At 69.6% G+C, this 23,637-nt stretch carries 19 protein-coding genes and 1 pseudogene; 8 read left to right on the forward strand and 12 right to left on the reverse strand.

The features are described 5' to 3' along the window. The 3 genes from VMD50_RS24235 to rpmF form a co-directional block, all read right to left on the reverse strand. A partial coding sequence (locus VMD50_RS24235; RefSeq protein WP_325431527.1) for a sensor histidine kinase occupies nucleotides 1-1,256 on the reverse strand: 1,256 nt, incomplete at its 3' end. A 16-nt stretch (nucleotides 1,257-1,272) separates the two neighbouring features. Then, a complete protein-coding gene (gene mprA, locus VMD50_RS24240; RefSeq protein ID WP_325431529.1) occupies nucleotides 1,273-1,959 on the reverse strand; it encodes a two-component system response regulator MprA in 687 nt (228 codons plus the stop codon). A 63-nt stretch (nucleotides 1,960-2,022) separates the two neighbouring features. Continuing rightward, complete coding sequence (gene rpmF / locus VMD50_RS24245) at nucleotides 2,023-2,196, reverse strand: 50S ribosomal protein L32 (protein WP_293343857.1); 174 nt, start codon at nucleotides 2,194-2,196, stop codon at nucleotides 2,023-2,025. Between the two features lie 291 nt (nucleotides 2,197-2,487). Between rpmF and VMD50_RS24250 the strand changes: the two genes are divergently transcribed. The 7 genes from VMD50_RS24250 to VMD50_RS24280 all read left to right on the forward strand — a co-directional run bounded on the left by VMD50_RS24250 (nucleotide 2,488) and on the right by VMD50_RS24280 (nucleotide 11,752). Further along, nucleotides 2,488-4,197 (forward strand): acyclic terpene utilization AtuA family protein, encoded by a 1,710-nt coding sequence (locus VMD50_RS24250; RefSeq protein WP_325431533.1) that lies wholly within the window; start codon nucleotides 2,488-2,490, stop codon nucleotides 4,195-4,197. Then, nucleotides 4,194-5,342 carry an acyl-CoA dehydrogenase family protein gene (locus VMD50_RS24255; protein ID WP_325431535.1) on the forward strand — a complete coding sequence of 383 codons (1,149 nt, stop codon included), beginning with the start codon at nucleotides 4,194-4,196 and terminating at the stop codon, nucleotides 5,340-5,342. The genes VMD50_RS24250 and VMD50_RS24255 overlap by 4 nt, the downstream gene beginning before the upstream one ends. A 97-nt stretch (nucleotides 5,343-5,439) precedes the next feature. Continuing rightward, a complete protein-coding gene (locus tag VMD50_RS24260; RefSeq protein ID WP_325431537.1) occupies nucleotides 5,440-7,035 on the forward strand; it encodes an acyl-CoA carboxylase subunit beta in 1,596 nt (531 codons plus the stop codon). 5 nt (nucleotides 7,036-7,040) lie between these two features. After that, entirely contained in the window at nucleotides 7,041-9,020 is a 1,980-nt protein-coding gene (locus VMD50_RS24265; protein WP_325431539.1) for an acetyl/propionyl/methylcrotonyl-CoA carboxylase subunit alpha, read from the forward strand. 14 nt (nucleotides 9,021-9,034) lie between these two features. Continuing rightward, on the forward strand, nucleotides 9,035-10,207 hold the full coding sequence (locus tag VMD50_RS24270) for an acyl-CoA dehydrogenase family protein (protein ID WP_325431563.1): 1,173 nt from the start codon (nucleotides 9,035-9,037) through the stop codon (nucleotides 10,205-10,207). A 10-nt stretch (nucleotides 10,208-10,217) separates the two neighbouring features. Further along, nucleotides 10,218-11,027 (forward strand): enoyl-CoA hydratase family protein, encoded by an 810-nt coding sequence (locus VMD50_RS24275; RefSeq protein ID WP_325431541.1) that lies wholly within the window; start codon nucleotides 10,218-10,220, stop codon nucleotides 11,025-11,027. Between the two features lie 113 nt (nucleotides 11,028-11,140). After that, a complete protein-coding gene (locus VMD50_RS24280) occupies nucleotides 11,141-11,752 on the forward strand; it encodes a DUF1707 SHOCT-like domain-containing protein (protein WP_325431543.1) in 612 nt (203 codons plus the stop codon). A gap of 52 nt (nucleotides 11,753-11,804) precedes the next feature. Here the strand turns inward: VMD50_RS24280 and VMD50_RS24285 are convergent, their stop codons facing one another. The 7 genes from VMD50_RS24285 to VMD50_RS24315 all read right to left on the reverse strand — a co-directional run bounded on the left by VMD50_RS24285 (nucleotide 11,805) and on the right by VMD50_RS24315 (nucleotide 20,742). Then, complete coding sequence (locus tag VMD50_RS24285; protein WP_325431545.1) at nucleotides 11,805-12,653, reverse strand: aldo/keto reductase; 849 nt, start codon at nucleotides 12,651-12,653, stop codon at nucleotides 11,805-11,807. Nucleotides 12,654-12,719: 66 nt separating this feature from the next. Continuing rightward, complete coding sequence (locus VMD50_RS24290) at nucleotides 12,720-14,705, reverse strand: vWA domain-containing protein (protein WP_325431547.1); 1,986 nt, start codon at nucleotides 14,703-14,705, stop codon at nucleotides 12,720-12,722. Next, entirely contained in the window at nucleotides 14,698-16,083 is a 1,386-nt protein-coding gene (locus VMD50_RS24295; protein WP_325431549.1) for an ATP-binding protein, read from the reverse strand. The genes VMD50_RS24290 and VMD50_RS24295 overlap by 8 nt, the downstream gene beginning before the upstream one ends. Nucleotides 16,084-16,124: 41 nt before the next feature. Beyond that, entirely contained in the window at nucleotides 16,125-17,708 is a 1,584-nt protein-coding gene (gene purH / locus VMD50_RS24300; protein ID WP_325431551.1) for a bifunctional phosphoribosylaminoimidazolecarboxamide formyltransferase/IMP cyclohydrolase, read from the reverse strand. A 7-nt stretch (nucleotides 17,709-17,715) separates the two neighbouring features. Beyond that, nucleotides 17,716-18,345 (reverse strand): phosphoribosylglycinamide formyltransferase, encoded by a 630-nt coding sequence (gene purN / locus VMD50_RS24305; RefSeq protein WP_325431553.1) that lies wholly within the window; start codon nucleotides 18,343-18,345, stop codon nucleotides 17,716-17,718. A 90-nt stretch (nucleotides 18,346-18,435) separates the two neighbouring features. Next, the gene (locus tag VMD50_RS24310; RefSeq protein ID WP_325431555.1) at nucleotides 18,436-19,758 is read right to left on the reverse strand and encodes a cell division protein PerM; all 1,323 of its coding nucleotides are present in this window, start codon (nucleotides 19,756-19,758) and stop codon (nucleotides 18,436-18,438) included. Between the two features lie 39 nt (nucleotides 19,759-19,797). Further along, complete coding sequence (locus tag VMD50_RS24315) at nucleotides 19,798-20,742, reverse strand: DUF5336 domain-containing protein (RefSeq protein ID WP_325431557.1); 945 nt, start codon at nucleotides 20,740-20,742, stop codon at nucleotides 19,798-19,800. A gap of 224 nt (nucleotides 20,743-20,966) precedes the next feature. Here VMD50_RS24315 and VMD50_RS24320 point away from each other — a divergent pair, with 224 nt between their 5' ends. Continuing rightward, entirely contained in the window at nucleotides 20,967-21,815 is an 849-nt protein-coding gene (locus VMD50_RS24320; protein WP_325431559.1) for an LLM class F420-dependent oxidoreductase, read from the forward strand. Between the two features lie 87 nt (nucleotides 21,816-21,902). Here VMD50_RS24320 and VMD50_RS24325 read toward each other — a convergent pair whose 3' ends face one another. Both VMD50_RS24325 and VMD50_RS24330 read right to left on the reverse strand, forming a co-directional pair. Beyond that, nucleotides 21,903-23,426 (reverse strand): acetyl-CoA acetyltransferase, encoded by a 1,524-nt coding sequence (locus VMD50_RS24325; RefSeq protein WP_325431561.1) that lies wholly within the window; start codon nucleotides 23,424-23,426, stop codon nucleotides 21,903-21,905. Then, a pseudogene (locus VMD50_RS24330) lies at nucleotides 23,427-23,637 on the reverse strand (succinate--CoA ligase subunit alpha); the annotation flags it as partial.

A 23,637-nucleotide genomic window follows, 5' to 3' on the forward strand; every position in this document is an offset into this window, starting at 1 on the left:
CGCGCCGTCGTCGACCGGTAGAAGCGCTCGAACACCAGGCGGCGCTCGTGCAGGGGGATACCGGGGCCGTGGTCGGACACCACCAGCTCGGCGTGCGTCGGGTCGAGTTGCCGCATCGTGATGCCGACGTGGGCACCCGGCGGGCTCCACTTGGCCGCGTTGTCCATCAGGTTCAGCACAGCGCGGGAGAGCCCGGCGGCGTCACCGTAGACCTGCCAGGGTATCGCGTCGACATCGAAGTGAATGTCGTTGCGCCGCCTCCTCACTCGCTCCAGGCTCCGATCGATCACCTCGGACATGTCAACCGTCTCGTGCACGACTTGGCCGGCATCGTCACGGGTCAGGTCCACCAAATCTCCTACCAGAGTGGACAATTCCTCGATTTGCGCCAGCACGTCGGCGCGCAGGTCGACCATCTCCTGCTCGGGTAGCCGCGGCGCCCCGGGCTCCATCGAGGCCATCAGGAGTTCGACGTTGGTGCGCAGCGAGGTCAGCGGGGTGCGCAGTTCGTGTCCGGCGTCGGTGACCAGCCGCGCCTGCCGCTCCCGGGACTCGGCCAACGCCCTCAGCATCAGATTGAAAGCCTCTGTGAGCCTGGCCAATTCGTCGCTGCCGAACACCGGGATGGGCCGCAGGTCGTCGGTGCGCGCCACCCGCTCGGCGGCTTCGGTCAGGCGAGCCACGGGACGCAGCCCGGCCCGGGTGACCATGCCGCCGGCCACCGCGGCGACCGCGACACCGATGCCGCCGACGATGAACAGCACCCAGCGCAGCTGGGTCATGACCGCCTCGGTGGGCTTCAGGCTCTTGGAGATCAGCAATGAGCTGCCGTTGGGCAGGTGGATGGCCAGTATTCGTTGATCGGCCACGGTGCGCCGCGACATGAACAAATCGCCGCTGATGACGGCCTTCTCGGTGGTTCCGACCGGCAGCGTCTGGCCGGGCTGGTTGGCACTGTAGACGGCGTGGCCCGGGTTCACCAGCATGGCGTTGACGTCCGAATACGCGGTGCCCTCGATGGCCTTCCCCGGATCGGCGGCCAGCGAGCCGCTGGCGATCAACAGCTGCGCCCGGCTCTGTAACTGGTTGTCGATGTCGCTGTAGAGCGCGGCCGAAATCACCGCGTAGACGGCGAAGGACATCAGCACGACGACCATCGCCACCATCGACATCGCCAGCAGCATCACCCGCCATCGCAGGGACAGCGAGCTGGTGGGTGGCAGCGGCGCGCGCCGGTGCCGATGCAACCGGATCATCGTTGGGCGTGGGCCATCACGGCGGGGTCTCCCGAAGGACGTAACCCACCCCGCGCACCGTGTGGATCAGTCGGGGCTCGCCTTCGGCCTCGGTCTTGCGGCGCAGGTAGCCGACGTAGACCTCCAGCGCATTGCCGGAGGTGGGAAAGTCGAATCCCCACACCTCCTCGAGGATGCGGCTGCGCGTCAGCACCCGGCGCGGATTGGCGATCAGCATCTCCAGCAGCGCAAACTCGGTGCGGGTCAGGCTGATCCGGCGGTGCCCGCGGGTGACTTCGCGCGTCACCGGGTCCAGGCTCAGGTCGGAGAAGGTCATGGCCACCGACTCGGCGTCGTCGTCGGGCTTGGTGCGCCGCAGCAGCGCCCGCATGCGGGCCAACAGCTCTTCGAGGGCGAACGGCTTAGGCAGGTAGTCATCGGCGCCCGCGTCCAGGCCGGCGACCCGCTCGGACACCGAATCGCGGGCGGTGAGCACCAGGATCGGCAAATCGTCGCCCGTGCTGCGCAGCTGACGGCACACCTCGAGGCCGTCCAAACGCGGCATCATCACGTCCAGGACGAGCGCGTCGGGGCGGTCGCTGGCGATCATGTCCAGGGCCTCGAGCCCGTCATGGGCCAGCTCCACCGAGTACCCGTTGAACGAAAGCGACCTGCGCAGCGACTCGCGCACCGCGCGATCGTCGTCGACGACAAGTATGCGCACGGCCACTAGTTTCGTCCTAGCGCCTGAGAGCGGCCTGAGAGGCTCGCCGCGTATTTGCCGAGATTAACGCCGGTCCAAATCGATCAGACCGAGGCGGGCCGCCTTGAGCAGCCTGCGGGGCACCTTGTGCTTCTGGCCGGCCACCGTGACGCCGACGAGCTCGGTCTTCTCGGCCTTCCACTGGGCGCGGCGGCTCCGGGTGTTCGCGCGCGACATCCTGCGCTTGGGTACGGCCATGGTCGGGCCTGACTCCTCGTGTCGGGGGCTTGTCGCGCGGCGTGGCCGATCGGGCCGAACGTGCGACGATTGCCCATCAGGATAGTCGGTGGCCGGCTGGTCGCCAAAACGACGCCAGGGATGGCTCGCCTGCCGCGAGACCGAAGCTGGCGCGGGCGTGTCGTATACCTCAGTCAGTGTCGCGACCGGACGGGCGAGCGGGCACCTTGACGCGGCACCGCGGGTACCCGCTAACCTACCGGTTGGTTGGTTGCTTTGCGCTCGCCGGTGAATCGCAGATTGGAGGACTGCATGGCCTCTGCTCCTGGTCGCGAAGCCGTCCGGATCGCGAACTGCTCCGGGTTCTACGGCGACCGGCTGTCGGCGATGCGAGAGATGCTCACCGGCGGAGACGTGGACTACCTCACCGGTGACTACCTGGCCGAACTCACCATGCTGATCCTGGGCCGCGACCGGATGAAGCACCCCGACCGCGGCTACGCCAAGACCTTCCTGACCCAACTCGAGGGTTGTCTGGGCGAGGCCCACGACCGCGGGATTCGCATCGTCGCCAACGCCGGCGGCCTGAACCCGGCCGGCCTGGCCGACGCGATCCGCGCCCTGGCCGAGCGCCTGGGAGTCCCGGCGCGCGTCGCGCACGTCGAAGGGGACGACGTGCAGCCGCGCGCCGCCGAGCTGGGGCTGGGCGCCCCGCTGACCGCGAACGCCTACCTGGGCGCGTGGGGCATCGTCGACTGCCTCAACGACGGCGCCGACGTCGTCGTCACCGGCCGGGTCACCGACGCCTCGGTGATCGTCGGCGCCGCGGCGGCGCACTTCGGCTGGGGCCGCACCGACTACGACGCGCTTGCGGGTGCGGTGGTGGCCGGCCACGTCATCGAATGCGGCGTGCAGGCCACCGGCGGCAACTATTCGTTCTTCACGGAGATACCCGATCTGACCCACGCCGGTTTCCCGCTGGCCGAGGTCCACGCCGACGGCTCGTCGGTGATCACCAAGCATCCCGGCACCGGCGGCCTGGTCAGCATCGACACCGTCACCGCGCAATTGCTCTACGAGGTCACCGGTGCCCGCTACGCCAACCCCGACGTCACCGCCCGGATGGACACCGTCGCGCTGTCGTCCGACGGCCCCGACCGGGTCCGCATCGCCGGGGTGCGCGGCGAACCGCCGCCGCCGACGTACAAGGTGTCGCTGAACAGCATCGGCGGGTTCCGCAACGCCATGACGTTCGTGCTGACCGGGCTGGACATCGAGGCCAAGGCCGACCTGGTGCGCCGCCAGCTGGAGACCGCTTTGCCGGTGAAGCCCGCGGAGCTGCAGTGGTCGCTGGCCCGCACCGACCATGCCGACGCCGACACCGAGGAGGCCGCCAGCGCGCTGCTGCACTGCGTGGTCCGCGACCCCGACCCCGCCAACGTCGGGCGCCAATTCTCCTCGGCTGCGGTGGAATTGGCGCTTGCCAGCTACCCCGGCTTCCACGTGACCGCACCCCCGGGCGACGGCCAGGTCTACGGTGTGTTCAGCCCGGGCTACGTCGACGCCCGCCAGGTCCCGCACATCGCCGTGCACGCCGACGGCGGCCGAGTCGAAATCCCTTGCGCCACAGATACTTTGGAGCTGCTACCCGCCGCTCCCCCGCCGCTGCCCGAGCCGTTGCCGCCGGGTCCGGCGCGCAGGGTGCCGCTCGGCCGGATCGCCGGCGCCCGCAGTGGTGACAAGGGCGGGTCGGCCAACGTCGGGGTCTGGGTGCGCGGTGACGAGCAGTGGCGCTGGCTGGCCAACACCCTGACGGTCGAGCTGTTCAAGGAGCTGCTGCCCGAGGCGGCCCACTTCGACGTCACCCGCCACGTGCTGCCCAATCTGCGCGCGGTGAACTTCGTCGTCGACGGCATCCTCGGTCAGGGCGTCGCCTATCAGGCGCGATTCGATCCCCAGGCCAAGGGGCTGGGCGAATGGCTGCGCGGCCGCTACCTCGACATCCCGGAGAGCCTGTTGTGAGTATCTGGACCACGCCCGAGCGCGAACAGTTGCGAAAGACGGTGCGCTCCTTCACCGAACGCGAAATCCTGCCCAACGCCGGCGAGTGGGAGCGCACCGGCGACCTGCCGCGCGACCTGCACCGGCGGGCCGGGGCGGCCGGCCTTCTGGGCGCGAGCTTTCCCGAATCGGTCGGCGGCGGTGGCGGCGACGGCGCCGACGCGGTGGTCATCTGCGAGGAGGTACATCAGGCCGGCGCCCCCGGCGGCGTCTTCGCGTCGCTGTTCACCTCCGGCATCGCGGTGCCGCACATGATCGCCTCGGGTGACCGGCGGCAGATCGAGACGTTCGTGCGGCCGACGCTGGCCGGCGAGAAGATCGGTTCGCTGGCGATCACCGAGCCCGGCGGCGGTTCGGACGTCGGGCACTTGCGCACCAGCGCCGTCCTGGACGGCGATCACTACGTCGTCAACGGCGCGAAGACCTACATCACCTCCGGGGTGCGCGCCGACTACGTCGTCACCGCGGTGCGCACGGGAGGCCCCGGCGCCGCGGGGGTTTCGCTGCTGGTGGTCGAGAAGGGCACGCCGGGTTTCGAGGTGACCCGCAAGCTGGACAAGATGGGCTGGCGGTCATCGGACACCGCCGAGTTGTCCTACACCGACGCGCGCGTGCCGGCGGCCAACCTCGTCGGCGCCGAGAACAGCGGATTCGCCCAGATCGCGCAGGCCTTCGTCGCCGAGCGGATCGGTCTTGCCGCGCAGGCCTATTCGAGTGCGCAGCGGTGCCTGGACCTGACGGTGCAGTGGTGCCGCGACCGGGAGACGTTCGGCCGCCCGCTGATCTCGCGGCAGTCGGTGCAGAACACCCTGGCTGAGATGGCCCGCCGCATCGACGTCGCGCGGGTGTATGCGCGCAACGTTGTGGAAAGACAGCTCGCCGGCGAGGCGAACCTGATCGCGCCGGTGTGTTTCGCCAAGAACACCGCCGTCGAGGCCGGGGAGTGGGTGGCCAACCAGGCCGTGCAGCTGTTCGGCGGCATGGGCTACATGGCCGAATCCGAAGTCGAACGCCAATACCGGGACATGCGGATCCTGGGCATCGGCGGCGGCACCACCGAGATCCTCACGTCACTGGCCGCGAAAACCCTGGGGTTCCAATCATGACCGCGCCGGCGACGATGCAGTGGGGGCACCTCCCGCTTGCGGGGGACGCAGCGATGTGGGGGCACCTCCCGCTTGCGGGGGAGAGGAGCGGCGCCATATGACCAAGCTGCAGTCCACCCTCGACCCGAACACCGCCGGCTACACCGACGCGGCGTCGACGGCGATGTCGAGGCTCGACGAGATCGACGCCGAACTCGCCAAAGCGCTTGCCGGCGGCGGACCCAAGTACGTCGACCGCCACCACGCCCGCGGCAAGTTGACCGCCCGGGAACGCATCGAGCTACTCGTCGACCCGGACTCGCCGTTCCTGGAGCTCAGCCCGCTCGCGGCCTACGGCAGCGCGTTCACCGTCGGCGCCAGCACGGTCACCGGCATAGGCGTGGTGTCGGGCGTGGAATGCCTGATCGTCGCGAACGACCCGACGGTCAAGGGCGGCACCAGCAACCCATGGACCCTGAAAAAGATACTGCGGGCCAACCAGATCGCATTCGAAAACCGGCTGCCCGTCATTTCGCTGGTGGAATCCGGCGGCGCGGACCTGCCCACCCAGAAGGAGATCTTCATCCCCGGCGGGCAGATGTTCCGCGACCTGACCCGCCTGTCGGCGGCCGGGATTCCCACCATCGCGCTGGTTTTCGGCAACTCCACCGCCGGTGGCGCCTACATTCCCGGCATGTCCGATCACGTCGTGATGATCAAGGAACGCTCGAAGGTGTTCCTTGCCGGTCCCCCGCTGGTCAAGATGGCCACCGGCGAAGAGTCCGACGACGAATCGCTGGGCGGCGCCGAAATGCACGCGCGCACTTCGGGATTGGCAGACTACTTCGCCGCCGACGAGCTCGACGCCATCCGCATCGGGCGCCGCATCGTGGCCCGGCTGAACTGGGTCAAGCGGGGACCGGCTCCGGGGCCCGTGACCGACCCGCTGTTCGACGCCGAGGAGCTGATCGGCATCGTGCCCGCCGACCTGCGTGTGCCGTTCGACCCCCGGGACGTGATCGCCCGCATCGTCGACGGCTCCGAATTCGACGAATTCAAGGCGATGTACGGCTCGTCGCTGGTGACCGGCTGGGCCCGGCTGCACGGCTACCCCCTGGGCATCCTGGCCAACGCGCGCGGTGTGCTGTTCAGCGAGGAGTCGCAGAAGGCGACCCAGTTCATCCAGCTGGCCAACCGCTCGAACACGCCACTGTTGTTCCTGCACAACACCACCGGCTACATGGTGGGCAAGGACTACGAGGAAGGCGGGATGATCAAGCACGGGTCGATGATGATCAACGCCGTCTCCAACTCGACCGTCCCGCACATCTCGCTGTTGATCGGCGCCTCCTACGGCGCGGGCCACTACGGCATGTGCGGCCGGGCCTACGACCCGAGGTTCCTGTTCGCCTGGCCCAGCGCCAAATCCGCGGTGATGGGCGGCGCCCAGCTCGCGGGCGTCTTGTCCATCGTGGCCCGCGCGGCCGCCGAGGCACGCGGCCAGCAGGTCGACGAGGCGGCCGACGCCGCGATGCGCGCGGCCGTGGAGGGGCAGATCGAAGCCGAGTCGCTGCCGCTGGTGTTGTCCGGGATGCTCTACGACGACGGCGTGATCGACCCGCGCGACACCCGCACGGTGCTGGGAATGTGCCTGTCCGCCGTCGCCAATGGCCCGATCGAGGGGACGTCGAACTTCGGCGTCTTCCGGATGTGAGCCCGATGGTTACTCGAGTGCTGGTCGCCAACCGCGGCGAGATCGCCCGGCGGGTGTTCGCCACCTGCCGGCGGCTGGGCCTTTCCACCGTCGCCGTCTACACCGACCCCGACGCCGCCGCGCCGCACGTCGCCGAGGCCGACGCGCGGGTGCGGCTGCCCAAGACGAACGACTACCTCAACGCCGAGGCGATCATCGCCGCCGCCCGGGCCGCCGGTGCCGACGCGGTGCATCCCGGCTACGGGTTCCTCTCGGAGAACGCCGATTTCGCGTCCGCGGTGCAGGCGGCCGGGCTGACCTGGATCGGGCCGCCGGTGGACGCGGTGCGGGCGATGGGCTCAAAGATCGAATCCAAGAAACTGATGGCCGCCGCCGGGGTTCCGGTGCTCGACGAACTCGACCCCGAGGCGGTCACCGAGGCGCAGCTGCCGGTGCTGGTCAAGGCCTCCGCGGGCGGTGGCGGACGCGGCATGCGGGTGGTGCGCGAATTGTCTTCTCTCGCCGGCGAAGTCGAGGCGGCCCGGCGTGAGGCGCAATCCGCATTCGGCGACTCGACCGTCTTCTGCGAGCGCTACCTGCCCACCGGACACCACGTCGAGGTCCAGGTGCTCGCCGACACGCATGGCACGGTGTGGGCCGTCGGGGAGCGCGAGTGCTCGATTCAGCGCCGCCACCAAAAGATCATCGAGGAGGCGCCCTCGCCGCTGGTCGAGCGCATCCCGGGCATGCGGGCCAAGCTGTTCGACGCGGCCCGGCTGGCCGCCGCCGCGATCGGCTACACCGGCGCCGGCACGGTGGAGTTCCTCGCCGATGATGACGGCGAGTTCTACTTCTTGGAGATGAACACCCGGCTGCAGGTCGAGCACCCGGTGACCGAGGAGACCACCGGGCTCGACCTGGTCGAACTGCAGTTCGCCGTCGCCGAGGGCGGCCGGCTCCCAGCGGAACCCCCTGCGGCCCGCGGATATTCGATCGAGGCCCGGCTCTATGCCGAGGACCCCGCGCGCGGCTGGCAACCGCAGGCCGGCGTGATGCACACGTTCGAGGTGCCGGCGGTCCGGGCCGAGTTCGCTCCGCTGGGGCACCGGACCGGGATCCGGCTGGACTCCGGCATCGTCGACGGCTTCACCGTCTCGATCCACTACGACCCGATGCTGGCCAAGGTCATCTCGTATGCCCCGACGCGCCGCCAGTCGGCGCTGGTCCTCGCCGACGCCCTCGCCCGCGCCCGACTGCACGGCGTCCGCACCAACCGCGAGCTGCTGGTCAACGTGCTGCGACATCCCGCATTCCTCGACGGCGCCACCGACACGGCGTTTTTCGACACGCACGGCCTGGAGCGGTTGTCGGCATCCCTGGCCGACGCGACGGTCGTGCGGTTGTCCGCGATCGCCGCCGCCCTTGCCGACGCCGCCCGTAACCGCGCGGCGGCACCCGTCCTCGGCCCGGTGCCCAGCGGCTGGCGAAACCTGGCGTCGGGCTATCAGGTCAAGAGCTACCGCGATGACGGCGACATCGAGCAGCGCGTCGAATACCGTTTCAGCAGAACCGGATTGACGCTGCCCGGTGACACGGCGGTGCAGCTGGTTTCCGCCGCGGCGGATCGGGTCGTGCTGTCCGACGAGGGGGTGGAGCACACCTTCGCGGTCGCTCGACACGGTGACGACGTCTACGTCGACTCGGCGCGCGGACCCGTTCACCTGGTCGCCCTGCCACGGTTCCCGGAGCCGGGTTCGACCGTCGAAAAGGGCTCCCTGGTAGCGCCCATGCCGGGCAACGTCATCCGCCTCGGCGCCGTGGTCGGCGACACCGTCACCGCCGGGCAGCCACTGATCTGGCTGGAGGCCATGAAGATGGAACACACCATCACCGCACCCTCCGACGGCGTGCTCGCCGAGCTCAACGTCGAGACCGGTCAGCAAGTCGAAGTGGGCGCCGTCCTGGCAAGAGTGGGAGCGCCCGAAGCAGAAGGAGATTCACGGTGACCGAAACCAGCTTCATCGACACCAGCTTCATTGAAAACCAGGAGCGCCGGGCGCTGCGCAAAGCGGTGGCCGGGTGGGCCGCAAACTATGGCAGCGAGTACTACCTCGAGAAGGCCCGCGCGCACGAGCACACCACCGAATTGTGGTCGGAGGCGGGCAAGCTCGGCTTCCTCGGGGTGAACCTGCCCGAGGAGTACGGCGGGGGCGGCGCCGGAATGTACGAGCTGTCGCTGGTGATGGAGGAAATGGCGGCCGCGGGCAGCGCGCTGCTCCTGATGGTGGTGTCGCCCGCCATCAACGGCACGATCATCAGCAAGTTCGGCACCGAAGAGCAGAAGAAGCGCTGGATCCCCGCGATCGCCGACGGCTCGCTGACGATGGCGTTCGCGATCACCGAGCCGGACGCCGGCTCGAACTCGCACAGGATCACCACAACGGCCCGCCGCGACGGCAGCGACTGGATCCTCAAGGGGCAGAAGGTTTACATCTCCGGCATCGACCAGGCGCAGGCGGTGCTGGTGGTGGCGCGTGCCTTCAAAGAGGGAGGGGCGAAGTCCGAATCTCTCCGCCCGGCGCTGTTCGTGGCGCCCACCGACGCGCCCGGCTTCACCTACGCCCCGATCGAGATGGAGCTGATCAGCCCCGAGCGTCAGTTCCAGGTCTTCCTAGACGACGTCCGGCTGCCCGGCGATGCGCTGGTCGGGGCCCAAGACGCCGCCATCGCACAGCTTTTCGCCGGCCTGAATCCCGAGCGCATCATGGGGGCGGCCAGCTCGGTGGGCATGGGACGCTTCGCGCTGAACAAGGCCGTCGACTACGTCAAGACCCGCCAGGTCTGGTCCACCCCCATCGGCGCGCACCAGGGCCTGTCGCATCCCTTGGCGCAGTGCCACATCGAGGTCGAGCTCGCCAAGCTGATGATGCAGAAGGCCGCCACGCTCTACGACAGCGGTGACGACGCGGGCGCGGCCGAGGCGGCCAACATGGCCAAGTACGCGGCGGCCGAGGCGGCCACCCGCTCGGTCGACCAGGCCGTGCAGTCGATGGGCGGCAACGGGCTGACCAAGGAGTACGGCGTGGCCGCCATGCTCGCCTCGGCCCGGCTGGGGCGGATCGCCCCGATCAGTCGGGAGATGGTCCTCAACTTCGTGGCGCAGACTTCGCTGGGCCTGCCTCGAAGCTACTGAAGCCTCACTGATGGAAAATCGTCTCGTCGAATATGCCGGGCCGTCCGATGCCGGCGGTCCCTTCGCGCGGCTGACGCTGAACTCTCCGCATAACCGCAACGCCCTTTCCACCGCCCTGGTCAACCAGTTGCACCAGGGGCTGCGTGACGCCGAGTCGGATCCGGCGGTGCGGGCGGTGGTGCTCGGCCACGCGGGTGGCACCTTCTGCGCCGGGGCGGACCTCGGTGAGGCCGGCGGTGGCGACCCGCGTGGCGGGTCGCCACCATCGGCATACGACATGGCGGTGGCCCGGGCCCGGGAGATGACGGCGCTGTTGCGCGCGATCGTCTCCTGCCCGCTGCCGGTGATCGCCGCGGTCGACGGGCATGTCCGGGCCGGCGGCTTCGGGTTGGTCGGCGCCTGCGACATCGCGGTCGCCGGCCCGCGCAGCACCTTCGCGCTGACCGAAGCCCGGATCGGCGTCGCCCCGTCGATCATCTCGCTGACGCTGTTGCCGAAGATGTCGGCGCGGGCCGCGGCGCGCTATTACCTGACGGGCGAGACCTTCGATGCGGAGGTAGCCTCGGAAATCGGGCTCGTCACGATCGCGGCCGACGACGTCGACGCCGCGGTGGAGAAGTTGGTCGCCGACGTGAGCCGCGGTTCGCCCCAGGGCCTTGCGGCGTCCAAGGCGCTGACCACCGCCGCCGTGCTGGAGGGGTTCGACCGCGACGCCGAACGGCTCACCGAGCAATCGGCCCGGCTGTTCGTCTCCGACGAGGCTCGCGAAGGCATGCTGGCATTCCTGCAGAAGCGCCGGCCCAATTGGGCCAACGTCTAGCGGGCCGCGCGAGCGGCAAAAACGCGCCCGGGTCAGGGCCAGACCCGGGGAAGAACATTGCAGTTTAGCCAACCCTCTTGCAGCAAAACTTCTACGTCGTACGCTCGTGGATGATGAGCAACTCCGCGCAGCGCGACACCCGCGACACCCAGGACACGCGTGACGAAGCGTCGCGCGCGGCCGATACGGATCGCATCCAGGTCGCGCAGTTGCTCACATACGCCGCGGAGCAGGGCCGGCTGCAGCTGAAGGACTACGAGGACCGCCTGACGCGGGCTTACGCGGCGACCACGTACGAGGAGCTTGACCAGCTCAGGGCCGACCTGCCGGGTGCGATCTTGAGCCCGCGCAGGGGCGGCAAACCCAATCCCGCGCCATCGATGTTGCTGCTGGCGCTGCTGAGCGGGTTCGAGCGGCGCGGCCGCTGGAACGTACCGAAGAAGCTGACCACCTTCACCCTCTGGGGCAGCGGCGTAGTGGATCTGCGCTACGCCGACTTCACCTCCACCGAGGTCGACATCCACGCGATCTCGATCATGGGCGTGCAAAACATCCTGCTGCCGCCCGAAGTCAACGTCGAGATCCACGGGCACGGCGTGATGGGCGGCTTCGACCACAGCGTGCTCGGCCAGGGGACGCCGGGCGCGCCGAAGGTGAACATCCACGGCTTCTCGCTGTGGGGCGGTGTGGGGATCAAGCGCAGGGCCCGCCGGCCCCGCGGATGACCGGCGTCTTGCGGCCGGAAGCGTTGCGCCGCAAGCGTTCCACTGGGTACAGCTAGCCCGGTATGTAGTCGAACTGGTCGGGGTTGGGGCCCCGCCTGCCCGCTTCGCCCTTGTCCAGCGCCGTGATCGCGTCCATCTCGGAGTCGCCCAATTCGAAGTCGAACAGCTCGAAGTTGGCTTGAATCCGTTCCGGCGTCACCGATTTGGGAAAGACGACGTCGCCGCGCTGGATGTGCCAGCGCAGCACCACCTGCGCCGGCGACTTGCCGCTCGCGTCGGCGATGCGGGTGATCACCGGATCGCCGAGCACCTTGCCCTGGGCGATCGGCGACCACGCCTCGGTGACGATGCCGTGCTCGCGGCCGTACGCGCGGACCTGCTCGTTGGTGAAGTACGGATGCACCTCGATCTGGTTGACCGACGGGACGGTGACAGTCTCCGCGGCGAGCCGATCCAAGTGTGCGGTCTGGAAGTTCGAAACACCGATGCTGCGGGCCCGACCATCCTTTGCGAACTCCTCGAGCACCTTCCAGGTGGACACGAAGTCGCCCCCATAGAGCGTGGCCAGCGGCCAGTGAATGAGGAACAGGTCGACGTAATCGGAATTCAACGCCTCCAGCGTCTTGTCGAACGCGCGGCGCGCATCGTCCGGCTTGTGAAAGCCGTTGTTCAGCTTGCTGGTAACGAACACCTCGGCGCGGTCGAGACCGGCATCCCGGATGCCCTGGGCGACTTCCTTCTCGTTGCCATACATCTCCGCGGTGTCGATGTGCCGGTAGCCTATGTCGAGGGCGCGCTTGACGGCCGCCGCGGTCTCGTCGGGCTTGATCTGGAACACGCCGAAACCAAGCTGCGGGATGCTCACCCCGTCGTTGAGTTCGATCGTTGGAACCTTGCTCATACGTATCCTCCTTCTCGGTCGGTGTACCCGGTCGAGAAAGCACCTATCCCCGTTGGTCGAAGACGGCTAGCGACGGCGCCGAGACCGCAGGTAGTCGCCGACCACCGCGGCGCCCAGGCCGTCGACATCGGGCACCACGACTCGCCCCTCGACGCGCCGGGCCACCTGGTCGATAAACCGGGCCAGGCCGGGATCGTTGCCCAGCCGGAAGATCGTCACCTGCGCGCCGAGCCTTGCCATGTCGTCGAATCCGCGCACGGTGTGCGCGATGGTCCGCGGGTGCGGCGGGTAGTCGAAAAACACCGCGGAGCCGTCCCCGTCGAAGTCCTCCAGGTGAGCGGTCGGCTCGCCGTCGGTCACGACCAGGACGACGGGCTGCGCGTTGGGGTGCCGGCGCAGGTGGCGACCCGCGAGCGCCAGCGCGTGATGCAGGTTGGTGCCCTGCTCGTAGACCCCCTCCAGGCCGGTCAGCTCGGCCGCCGTCACCGTGCGGGCGTAACGGCCGAAGGCGATGATCTGCAGGGCATCCGAACGAAATCGCGTGCACACCAGATGGTTAAGCGCGAGCGCCGTCTGCTTCATCGGCAGCCAGCGATTCTCCATCACCATGGAAAACGAGGTGTCCACCAGCAGCGCCACGGCGGCCTGGGTGCGTGTCTCGGTTTCGGAGACCTCGACGTCGTCGACGCTGATCCGGATCGGCCCGCCGATAGTCGTCGTGCCCGCCTGCCGCAGCACCGCGTTGGTCAGCGTGCGGGAAATGTTCCACGGCTCGGTGTCACCGAATTGCCAGGGCCGGGTCGCGCCGGTCAGCTCACCCGCGGCCCCCGCGCGCCGATGGTCGCGCTCGCCGCGGCGTCCGGAAAGCTGTTGCACCACATCGCGCAACGCCGTCTCGCCGAGCCGGCGCATCGCTTTCGGCGAAAGCCGCCACTGGCCGTCGGAACCGCGGTCCAGGAAGCCTTGATTGACCAGCGCCCGTTCCAGTTCGGCGAGGGTGCGGGCATCGATGGCCGCCTGGTCGCCGAGTTGGCGTGCCAGCGCGTCGAGATCGACGTCGTCCATGGTGGCGCCCGGATAGCTCTGCGACAGCTGCTCGGCCAGCTGCTCCAGTTCGGCGATGTCGGAAATCGCCTGGGTGCCTTCGCCCATGCCGAACGGGTTGTCCCCGGAGAACTGCTCGGACCCGGTCCAGTCCTCGCCCGGCCGAGCGGCCTGCAGGTGCGCATCGAGCCGCCCCAACGCCTCCATCAACGCCGGAGACCCGAATGCCTGCTGCGCCAGCGCGTCCAGCTCGGCGCGCTGATCGGGGCTCAGGCTGTTGCGGAAGCGTTGCGCCGCGGCGGCGCGCTTTGCCAGCGAGTCCAGCAACTCCTCCACATTGCGCGGGTTCTCCGGGAAGAACTCGCCGTGCTTGGCCATGAACTCTTCGAAGTCCTGCTGCGAGTCCTGCCCGCGGGCGTGCTTGTCCAGCAGCTCATTGAGGTCGTCCAGCATCTCGTTGACGCGCTGGCGATCCTCGTCGGTGGCGCCCTCCAGCGCCTGCTTCATGCCGGCGAAGCGTTGGTCCAGCATCTCGCGGCCGAGCAAATCCCTGATCTGCTCGTACTTTTGGCGCGCCTCCGCGCTGCGCCAGTTGTAGTCTGACAGCTCCTGCACGGCCTTGGCCGGCGACGCCGGAAGCGCGTCCAGCTGCAGCTCGCCGAAGCGGGCGTCGTCATCCAGCGCGCGGGCCAACTCCTTGCGCTCGGCCAGTACGGCCTCGTCGAGCAGCTTCTTGATCTCTTGCAGGGTGCCGTCCAAGTTGTTGCGGCGCAACAAGTCCCGCCGCCGCCGGTTCGCCTCGGCCGCCAGCCGGTCGGCGCCGGGCATGTTCTTGGTGCCGCGGCGCAGCAACTCGGACAGCGCGCGTCGCGGGGAGGTGCCGGCCATCACATCCTGACCGATCTGTTCTAGCGCCTCACGCAGATCCACCGGCGGCGCCAGCGGGTCGGGCCCGCCGGTGTACGCCGAGTAACGCGAGGAGTGCCCTTTCGAAACAGGCTTAGCCATAGACGGTTTGGCCTTCCCCGGACACTTTGTCGATCCGCTTGGCCAGATACAACGCCTCCAGCGCCAGTTCCAGTGCCGCGGCGCGCTCGCCTTCGGATTCGGCGTGCAGCTTGGCCGCGATCCTTTCCACGACGGGCAGGCCCGGAACCGCGGCCAGCACGTCCTTGGCCGACACCCGCTCGCCCGTCGTCACCGCCGAACCGCCCTCGACCGCGGACACCAGCGAGCCGACGTCGATTCCCCCGAGGACCCTGGCGGCGGTGTCGGCCGTCGCGCGCCGCAGCAGGTGCTCCAGCACCGCCTGTTCGCGGCCCTCCTCGCCGGACTCGAATTCCAGCTTGCCGCGCAGGACGTCGATCACCGTGTCCAGGTCGACCACCCGGGCCACCGGGTCCGTCTCCCCGAGCACCGCGCCGCGGTGCCGGGCGGCGGCGGCGACGGTCTCGGCCGCCGCGATCGCGAATCGCGCCGACACTCCGGATCGCTGATCGACCGAGTTGGACTCCCGCAGGTAGCGGGCGAACCGCGCGATCACCTGCATGAGGTAGTCGGGCACCTGGGCGCTCAGGTGGGCTTCCTGCACGATCACGCCCACCTCAGCCTCGAGCTCCAGCGGGTAGTGGGTGCGGATCTCCGCGCCGAACCGGTCCTTGAGCGGCGTGATGATGCGGCCCCGGTTGGTGTAGTCCTCGGGGTTGGCGCTGGCCACCACCAACACGTCCAGCGGCAGGCGCAGCGTGTAACCGCGGACCTGGATGTCGCGCTCCTCCATGACGTTGAGCATCGAAACCTGGATGCGCTCGGCGAGGTCGGGCAGCTCGTTGACCGCGACAATGCCGCGGTGCGCGCGCGGGATCAGCCCGTAGGCGATCGTCTCCGGATCACCGAGGCTGCGGCCCTCGGCGACCTTGATCGGGTCGATGTCACCGACCAGGTCGGCGACGCTGGTGTCGGGGGTGGCCAGCTTCTCGGTGTAGCGCTCGCTGCGGTGCTTCCACGACACCGGCAGGTCGTCGCCCAGCGTGGCGGCCCGCCGGATCGACTCCGGCGTGATCGGCCGGTACGGATGCTCACCCAGTTCGGCCCCGTCGATCACGGGCGTCCACTCGTCGAGCAGCCCGACCAGCGCTCGCAGCAGCCGGGTCTTGCCCTGGCCGCGCTCGCCCAGCAGCACGAAGTCGTGGCCGGCGATCAGGGCCCGCTCCAGCTGGGGCAGCACGGTGTCGTCGAAACCCAGGATGCCCGGCCAGACCTCGTCTCCCTCGGCCAGCGCGGTCAGCAGGTTTTCCCTGATTTCCTGTTTGACTCCCCGTTCACGATGACCGGCGGCATGCAGTTCGCCGACCGTGCGGGGGAGGCTGCTCGGTGATGGCACCACTCCACGCTACGCGCTGCCTGCACGCCCCACGCGCCGAACGTTCAGTGAGCGAAGTGGCGGGCGCCGGTGAGATACACGGTCACGCCGGCGCCGGCCGCCGCAGCGGTCACCTCGTCGTCGCGCACCGATCCGCCCGGATGCACCACCGCCTTCACCCCGGCGGCGGTCAGCGTCTCGAGCCCGTCGGGGAACGGGAAGAACGCATCGGAGGCCGCGACGGCGCCGCGGACCCGGTCGCCCCCGCGTGCATTCCCTCTTTCAACGGCCAGCCGGGCGGCGTCGACCCGGTTGACCTGACCCATGCCGACGCCGATGGTCGCGCCGTCGGCCGCGATCACGATCGCGTTCGACTTGACCGCGCGGCAGGCGCGCCACGCAAAGACCAGGTCGGCCAAGGTGTTCGGGTCCGCCGGCGACCCGGTCGCCAGGGTCCAGTTCGCGGGGTTGTCACCGTGCGCGTCGAGCTCGTCGCGCTGTTGCACCAGCAGCCCCCCGCTGACCGGGCGCAGCTCGGTGCCGCCGGCCAGCGGCTCGGAGGCCACCAGCACGCGGATGTTCTTCTTGCGCGTCAACGCGTCGACGGCGCCCGGCGCGTAGGCGGGTGCGACGATCACCTCGGTGAAGATGGTGCTCACGTAATCCGCCATCTCGACACTGACCTCGGTGTTGGCCGCGATCACCCCGCCGAAGGCGCTCAGCGGATCGCACTCGTGGGCCTTGCGGTGCGCGTCGGCGACCGAGACCGACGAGATCGCGATCCCACAGGGGTTGGCGTGCTTGATGATCGCCACGCAGATCTCTTCATGGTCGAAGGCGGCCCGCCAGGCCGCGTCGGCGTCGGTGAAGTTGTTGTAGGACATCTCTTTTCCGTGCAGCTGCTCCGCCTGCGCCAGGCCCGGCCACGCGCCGGGGTCGCTGTAGAGCGCCGCCTGCTGGTGTGGGTTCTCGCCGTAGCGCAGCATCGCCGAGCGCCGCCAGCTGCCGGCGAACCACTGCGGGAACGCCGTGGGCGGATGCTCGGGGGCTAGCGTCGACTCCATCCAGCCGGCGACCGCGATGTCGTAGTCCGCCGTGTGCTGAAACGCCAGCGACGCCAGCCTTTTGCGCTCGGCGAGGGTGAATCCGCCGTGGCGCACCGCGGCGAGCACTCCGTCATAGCCGAGCGGGTCGGTGACGACCGCCACGCTGGGGTGGTTCTTCGCGGCGGCCCGGACCATCGACGGTCCGCCGATGTCGATCTGTTCGACGCACTCGTCGATGCCCGCGCCGGAGCCGACGGTCTCGCTGAACGGATACAGGTTGACCACGACCAGTTCGAACGCCGCGATTCCGAGCTGCTCGAGCGCCGCTTGGTGCTCGGGTTTGCGCAGATCGGCCAGCAGCCCGGCGTGCACCCGCGGGTGCAGCGTCTTGACCCGGCCGTCGAGCACCTCGGGGAAGCCGGTCAGTTCCTCGACGCGGGTGACCGGAATCCCTTTGTCGGCAATGGTCTTCGCCGTCGAGCCCGTCGAGACGATCTCCACGCCGGCAGCCGCGAGCCCCCGGGCCAGTTCGACCAGCCCGGTCTTGTCGTACACGCTGATCAACGCGCGGCGGATCGGCCTCCTTGCCTCGTCGGTGCTCATGCTGCGCTCATCCCAGGGTCGCCTTTCGTCCTACCAGGGTCATGCCGCGGGTCGCGATCGCGGCCACCACGTCCACCAGCAGCTGCCGTTCGGTGACTTTGATGCGTTCATGCAGGCTCTCTTCGCTGTCGTCGTCCAGCACGGGGACGGACCGCTGCGCCAGGATCGGCCCGGTGTCCGTGCCGGCATCTACCAGGTGCACCGTACAGCCCGTGACCTTGACGCCGTAGGCCAACGCGTCGGCCACCCCGTGCGCGCCGGGGAACGCGGGCAGCAGCGCGGGATGGGTGTTGACGATCCGCCCGTCGAAGCGTGAGAGAAATTGCGGCCCAAGGATTTTCATAAAGCCGGCCGACACCACCAGATCGGGCGCGTGCGCCGCGGTGGCCTCGGTGATGGCCGCGTCCCAGGCGCCGCGGTCGGGGTGGTCTGCCAGCCGGGCGGTGAAGGTGGGCACCGACGCCGCCGCGGCGATGTCGATGGCCGGGCAGTCGCGATCGGCGCCGACGGCGACCACGCGGGCCGGGTAGTCACCGGCGGCGGCGTCGATCAGTGCGGCCAGCAGCGAACCGGTGCCCGAGGCCAGCACCACCACCCGCGCCGGCGCACTGGGGGGCACGTGAAGCGGTGGCTGCACAACGGCGAGCCTACTGGGAGGAGTCGGCGCGTCGATTCTGCGTCCTGCGCCTTATCACCCGGCGTGTCGCCGCGCTCAGCGCAGGGTCCTTCACTCGGGCAGCGGCTTCTCGTCGTCGGCGACGTCTTCGGGGGCCACAGCGTCCTCCGCGGCGTCGTCGCCGGCCGGCTCCTCGTGCGGCGCGCCGTCCGGCTCTTCGAATAGCCCCGCAAAGTCCGCCGGCTCATCAACGTCGGCCTTGGGCCGCCTGAGCCTTCTGAGCCGGACGGGCCGGATCCCGCCGGCCATCACCACCGTGATTCCGCCGACGACCGCGAACCAGAAGAACACCCCTCCCAGCAAGGTCCCCTGGTCGACGCCGACGTAGCCGAAATTGCCGAGCCGACCGCTACCGCCGTAGGCGAGCAAGCACATCGCCAGCGCACCGACGACGGATGCGACCAGCAGTTTGGCCATCGCCGGAAGCGGCGGCAGCGCGCGCCGCGCGCATTGCTGCCCCACCGCAACACCGGACGACGCGCCGACGATGAGCAGCGCGACCCATACCGGCCCCAGCGGCGGCGTCGGGAGCGCGGCCAGGATCGGCAGCGCCGGGATGTCGCCGCCGAACACGGTGAACGGGCTGAACGTCGCGAAGCCCAGGTGGGCACTGGATCCAACGGCGACCGCCGACGTGCCGACGATGACGTTGGGCGCGTACAACACGGACAGCACGGTGAGGCTGAACTGGCCGAATATCGAATCGGTGATCCCGTAGAGCTCCTGCATCGTCGCCCAGTGCACGATCAGCGACCCTGCGGTCACCAGGCCGGAGAGCCCGACCAGCGCCAGCACACCGGCCGCCGCGGCGCGCAGCGAATCACCGAGCCAATTGGGCAGCGCGGACGCCGCCAGCGCGCGCCGCCCCACCCGGGACCACACGCCGATCCCGGCGCCGATGGCGTGCACCACCAGAACGCTCGCGAACGCGCGCAGGGCGCTGGGCGTCTGCAGCTCGGTGATCACCGACGACGCGTCGTGGATCACCGCCAGCGCGATCGCCGCCATCAACAGGGGGCCGCCCAGCGCCGATGCGATCACCCAGCGGACCACCAGCCACGACGACTGCGGAGACGTGGCCCGGGCGCTGCTGCGCGCTGTGCCCCAGACCATCAACAGGACCGGCAGCAGCGGCAGCGCCCCCAACTCGCGCCCACCGATCGAGATCGGCACCTGGTGCACCGCCAGCCACATGCTGGCGATAGCCCCCAACGCGCCGGTCATGTCGCTGTTGGCGATCAGCAACTGCAGCAGCGTGACCGCCGCGATGATGCCCAGTGCCACCACGGCCGGGCCGAACGCCACCCGGACAAGGTCGCGCGCCTGGCGAGCGCCGGCCGCCCGGTTGTCCTCGCTTTCTGACACCCTTTTCACTCTCGGCGCACGTGCCCGACTACGCGCGAGGGCGCGGGGTCAGGCGGGCGCCGGCCCAGACGGTGATGACGGCGACTGCTGCTGCTCCTGGCCGTGGGCCGGCTGGCCCCCGGTGTTGCTGGGGTGGTCGACCGAACCCGAACCGGCCTGGGACTCGGCGCCACTTGCGGCCGAGGGGGGCGGCGGGCTGAAGCTGGGGAAGCCGGTGGGCGGCGTCGACGGGCCGTGCTGCTGCGCGCCCGCCTGCGGCTGAGCGCCGAATCCGCCGGTCGACGTCGGGATCGAAGCCTGGGTAGGGGCCTGGCTCTGCCGATAACCCCCGTACTGGGAGCCATACGAGGAAGGCTGCGGCGTCTCCTGCGGGTTGTGGGACTGGTGTCCCGCGTGCTGCGGGGCACCCGGCTGACCGTAATACGAAGGCTGCTGTCCGTACTGCCCGTACTGGCCGTATTGCCCGTACTGGCCATACTGCGCGTACGGGTCGTACTTGGGCCGCCGGCTGGGGGCGGTGATGACGCCGGAGTCGAGCAGCAACGCGCCGATGGCGGCGAAGGCCTGGAGAACGCTGCAGCCCACCAACGGCCACATCGCCCAGCCGATGCCGAATCCGGCGGGCGTGTTGACGGTCTCGGTGATGGCCATCAGCGCGCCCAGCACCGCGACCACCGCGACGATCGCCACGTAGCTTTTGGCCTTGGGCAGCAAGCTGACTGCCGCCAGGAGGGCGGCCAGCACCGCGACGATGACCGCGGTACCGGCGTCACCGGCGCGTCCGCCGCCGGGGCCGAGGTCGGCGCCGATGACGAAGGTCGGCCCGAAATTCAGCAGGTAGACCGCGAGGCCGAGTACCACCACGGCGACGTTCAAGGCCAGCGGAAGCTTGCTTTCGCCGTCGTCGGTCTTGACGAAGGACGGTGTGGCGCCTGCGTAGGAGCCGCCGGGCTGCGCGGGTTGATATCCGGGACTACCGGGCGAGTAGGTCATGACTCCTCCTGTTGCTTCTTAGCGGCGCCACATTGCAGTGCGACGCTGTGCTTCCAGGCGCACCACTTCGACGAACACCTTCCCCATGTTGCGTTGCGGCGCGATCGACCAACCACGCTAGCGCACCTTGGGGCGGGTGTGCGGGAGCGACCGGTCTGTGGGTGCGACCAGCGCCGACCCGCGCCGCTTGCCGAGCGCAGGTAGAACACGTTCTAATCCTGTGCATGGATTACGGCCTTGTGCTTTTCACCAGCGATCGTGGCATCTCCCCGGCGGCAGCGGCCAAGCTCGCCGACGACCACGGCTTTCAGACGTTCTACGTGCCGGAACACACCCATATCCCGGTCAAGCGCGAGGCGGCGCACCCCACGACCGGCGACGCATCGCTGCCGGACGACCGCTACATGCGCACGCTGGACCCGTGGGTAAGTCTGGGCGCCGCGTGCGCCGTCACCTCCCGGGTGCGCCTGTCGACGGCGGTAGCCCTGCCCGTCGAGCACGACCCGATCACGTTGGCGAAAAGCATTGCCACCCTTGACCACCTCTCGGGGGGCCGGGTAAGCCTCGGCGTCGGCTTCGGGTGGAACACCGACGAGCTGGCCGACCACGGGGTGCCGCCCGGGCGGCGCCGCACGATGTTGCGCGAGTACATCGAGGCGATGCGGGTTTTGTGGACGGAGGAAGAAGGCGCCTACGACGGCGAGTTCGTCAAGTTCGGGCCCAGCTGGGCCTGGCCCAAACCGGTGCAGTCACACGTCCCGGTGCTGGTCGGCGCGGCGGGCAACGAGAAGAACTTCAAGTGGATCGCCCGCAGCGCCGACGGCTGGATCACCACCCCGCGCGACCTCGACATCGACGAGCCGGTCAAGTTGCTGCAGGACACCTGGGCCGCGGCCGGCCGGGCCGGAGCCCCGCAGATCGTCGCGCTGGACTTCAAGCCGATTCCCGAGAAGCTGGCGCGCTGGGCCGAGCTCGGCGTGACCGAGGTGCTGTTCGGCCTGCCGGACCGCCCCGACGACGAGGTCGCCGCCTACGTGGAGCGGCTGGCCGGCAAGCTGGCCGCCCTCGTTTAGCGCGAGGAGACGCGGAAGCCCCGCGACACGCCGTGCGGCGGCAGCTTACGCGTCTGGTGGCCGGGCGGGGCCCGGCGAACACCGCTGTTAGTAGCAGCGATTGCCGTAGTCGAAGGAGCGCACGCGGACCGCTTGCCCGAGCGGATCGCCGTCGATCAGCAGCGCGATCAGTTCCTCGTCCTCGGTGGTCGACAGGAACCGGCTGCCGTCGTCGAGCCGGCCGATGACGATGCCGGTCGGGCGTCCGTCGTCGCGCCGGACCGTGTATGTCTCGACGGTGCCGGCGCCGTCGGCGGTTTCGGTCACCGCCTGCGTCGGCCAGCCGGCGACCTGCGCTTGCAGCTGCGCGCTGCGGTCGGGCGTCCATTCGACGGGTGCTGTGGAGTAAACCCCGACCGAGTACTTGCTCAGGATGCCGCCGTTGGCGCCGACGAGGCCGAATTGCCCTGGCAGGTTTCGCATCTGGGTGATCGTCTCGGCAACGGCGTGCATCGAGTAGTTGTTGCCGGCACCGCCGAAGAACGGTAGCCCGCCGGTCAGGGTGAGCCCGCGCGGGTCGTCGGGCGCGATGCCCATGCCGTCGCAGATGTTGAACACCGGCACCGGAAAGCAGCTATAGAGGTCGAAGGTGGCGACGTCGTCGACGCCGATGCCGGCCATGCCCAGCGCCTCGCGCACCGCCATGACGGCCGACGGGGCGTGCCCGAGGTCCGGGCGCTCCAGCAGCGGCTGCTCTTCCAGGTCGGCGTGCCCGTGCAGGTACACCCAGTTCTCCTCGGGCACCCCCAGGCGCCGCGCGGCCTCGACCGACATCAGCAGCGCGGCCGCACCCTGGTTGACCTGGTCGCGCGCCACCATCAGCCGCGGGTAGGGCTCCGCAATCATCCGGTTGGCCTCGGTCACGGTGACCAGTTCGTCGACGGTGCGCTCCACCGGCGCGGCGGCGAACGGATTGCTGGCAGCGACCTTGGTAAAGGGCGCGAAGAGCTCACCCATCTGCCGCCGATACTCCGCGGGCCCAAGCCCCGTCCCGGCCCGCCGGGCATTTTCCAGCAACCCGTATTGGATCGGGGCGCTGGTAAGGCCGTGGACAACCGTGTAGCGCGAGATGAGTTTCTCGATGCCGTGGCCGCGGTCGTCCAGGTCACCGTCGACGGTCTCGGTGAAGTCCGGCCTTTGCTCGGCGCGGGCGAAGTGCCGCAGCGTCGAGGTCGCGTCGGACCCGAAGACCAGGGCCACCTGCGACCCACCGGCCGCGATCTCCGCGGCCAGCTCGCTGATCAAATGCTGGGGCCCCTGGCCCCCCACGATCTCGAGGATCGCGCGAGCGGGCTCGGCCCCGATCCGCTCGGCCACCGAGCGCGGGTAGTTGTTCGACCGCCCCAGCACAGCGGAGGCGACGGGCCCGGAGATCTCGAACTGCCTGACGCCGGCCACGATGTCGACGGCCGCGGCCACCGACGCGGCGTCGGCCCCGCAGTCGGCCACGGCGGCCGAGGCGGCGGCGGCGGCCAACTCCACGGGTGACATCGCCCGGTAACCGGGGTCGTCGATGCGCTCGGCGGCCTGACCGACACCGACGACGACGGGCGTGCGCGGGTCGAAGGTCACTTACAGGCTGCCCAGGATCTCCCGGGCCAGCGCGGCCGTCTCCGACGGGGTCTTGCCCACCCTGACGCCAGCCGCCTCCAGGGCCTCCTTCTTGGCGGCCGCGGTGCCCGACGAGCCGGACACGATCGCGCCCGCGTGGCCCATCGTCTTGCCCTCCGGGGCGGTGAATCCCGCGACGTAACCGACGACCGGCTTGGAGACGTGGGCCTTG

It is taken from the genome of Mycobacterium sp. (assembly GCF_035506235.1).
Taxonomy (GTDB): domain Bacteria; phylum Actinomycetota; class Actinomycetes; order Mycobacteriales; family Mycobacteriaceae; genus Mycobacterium.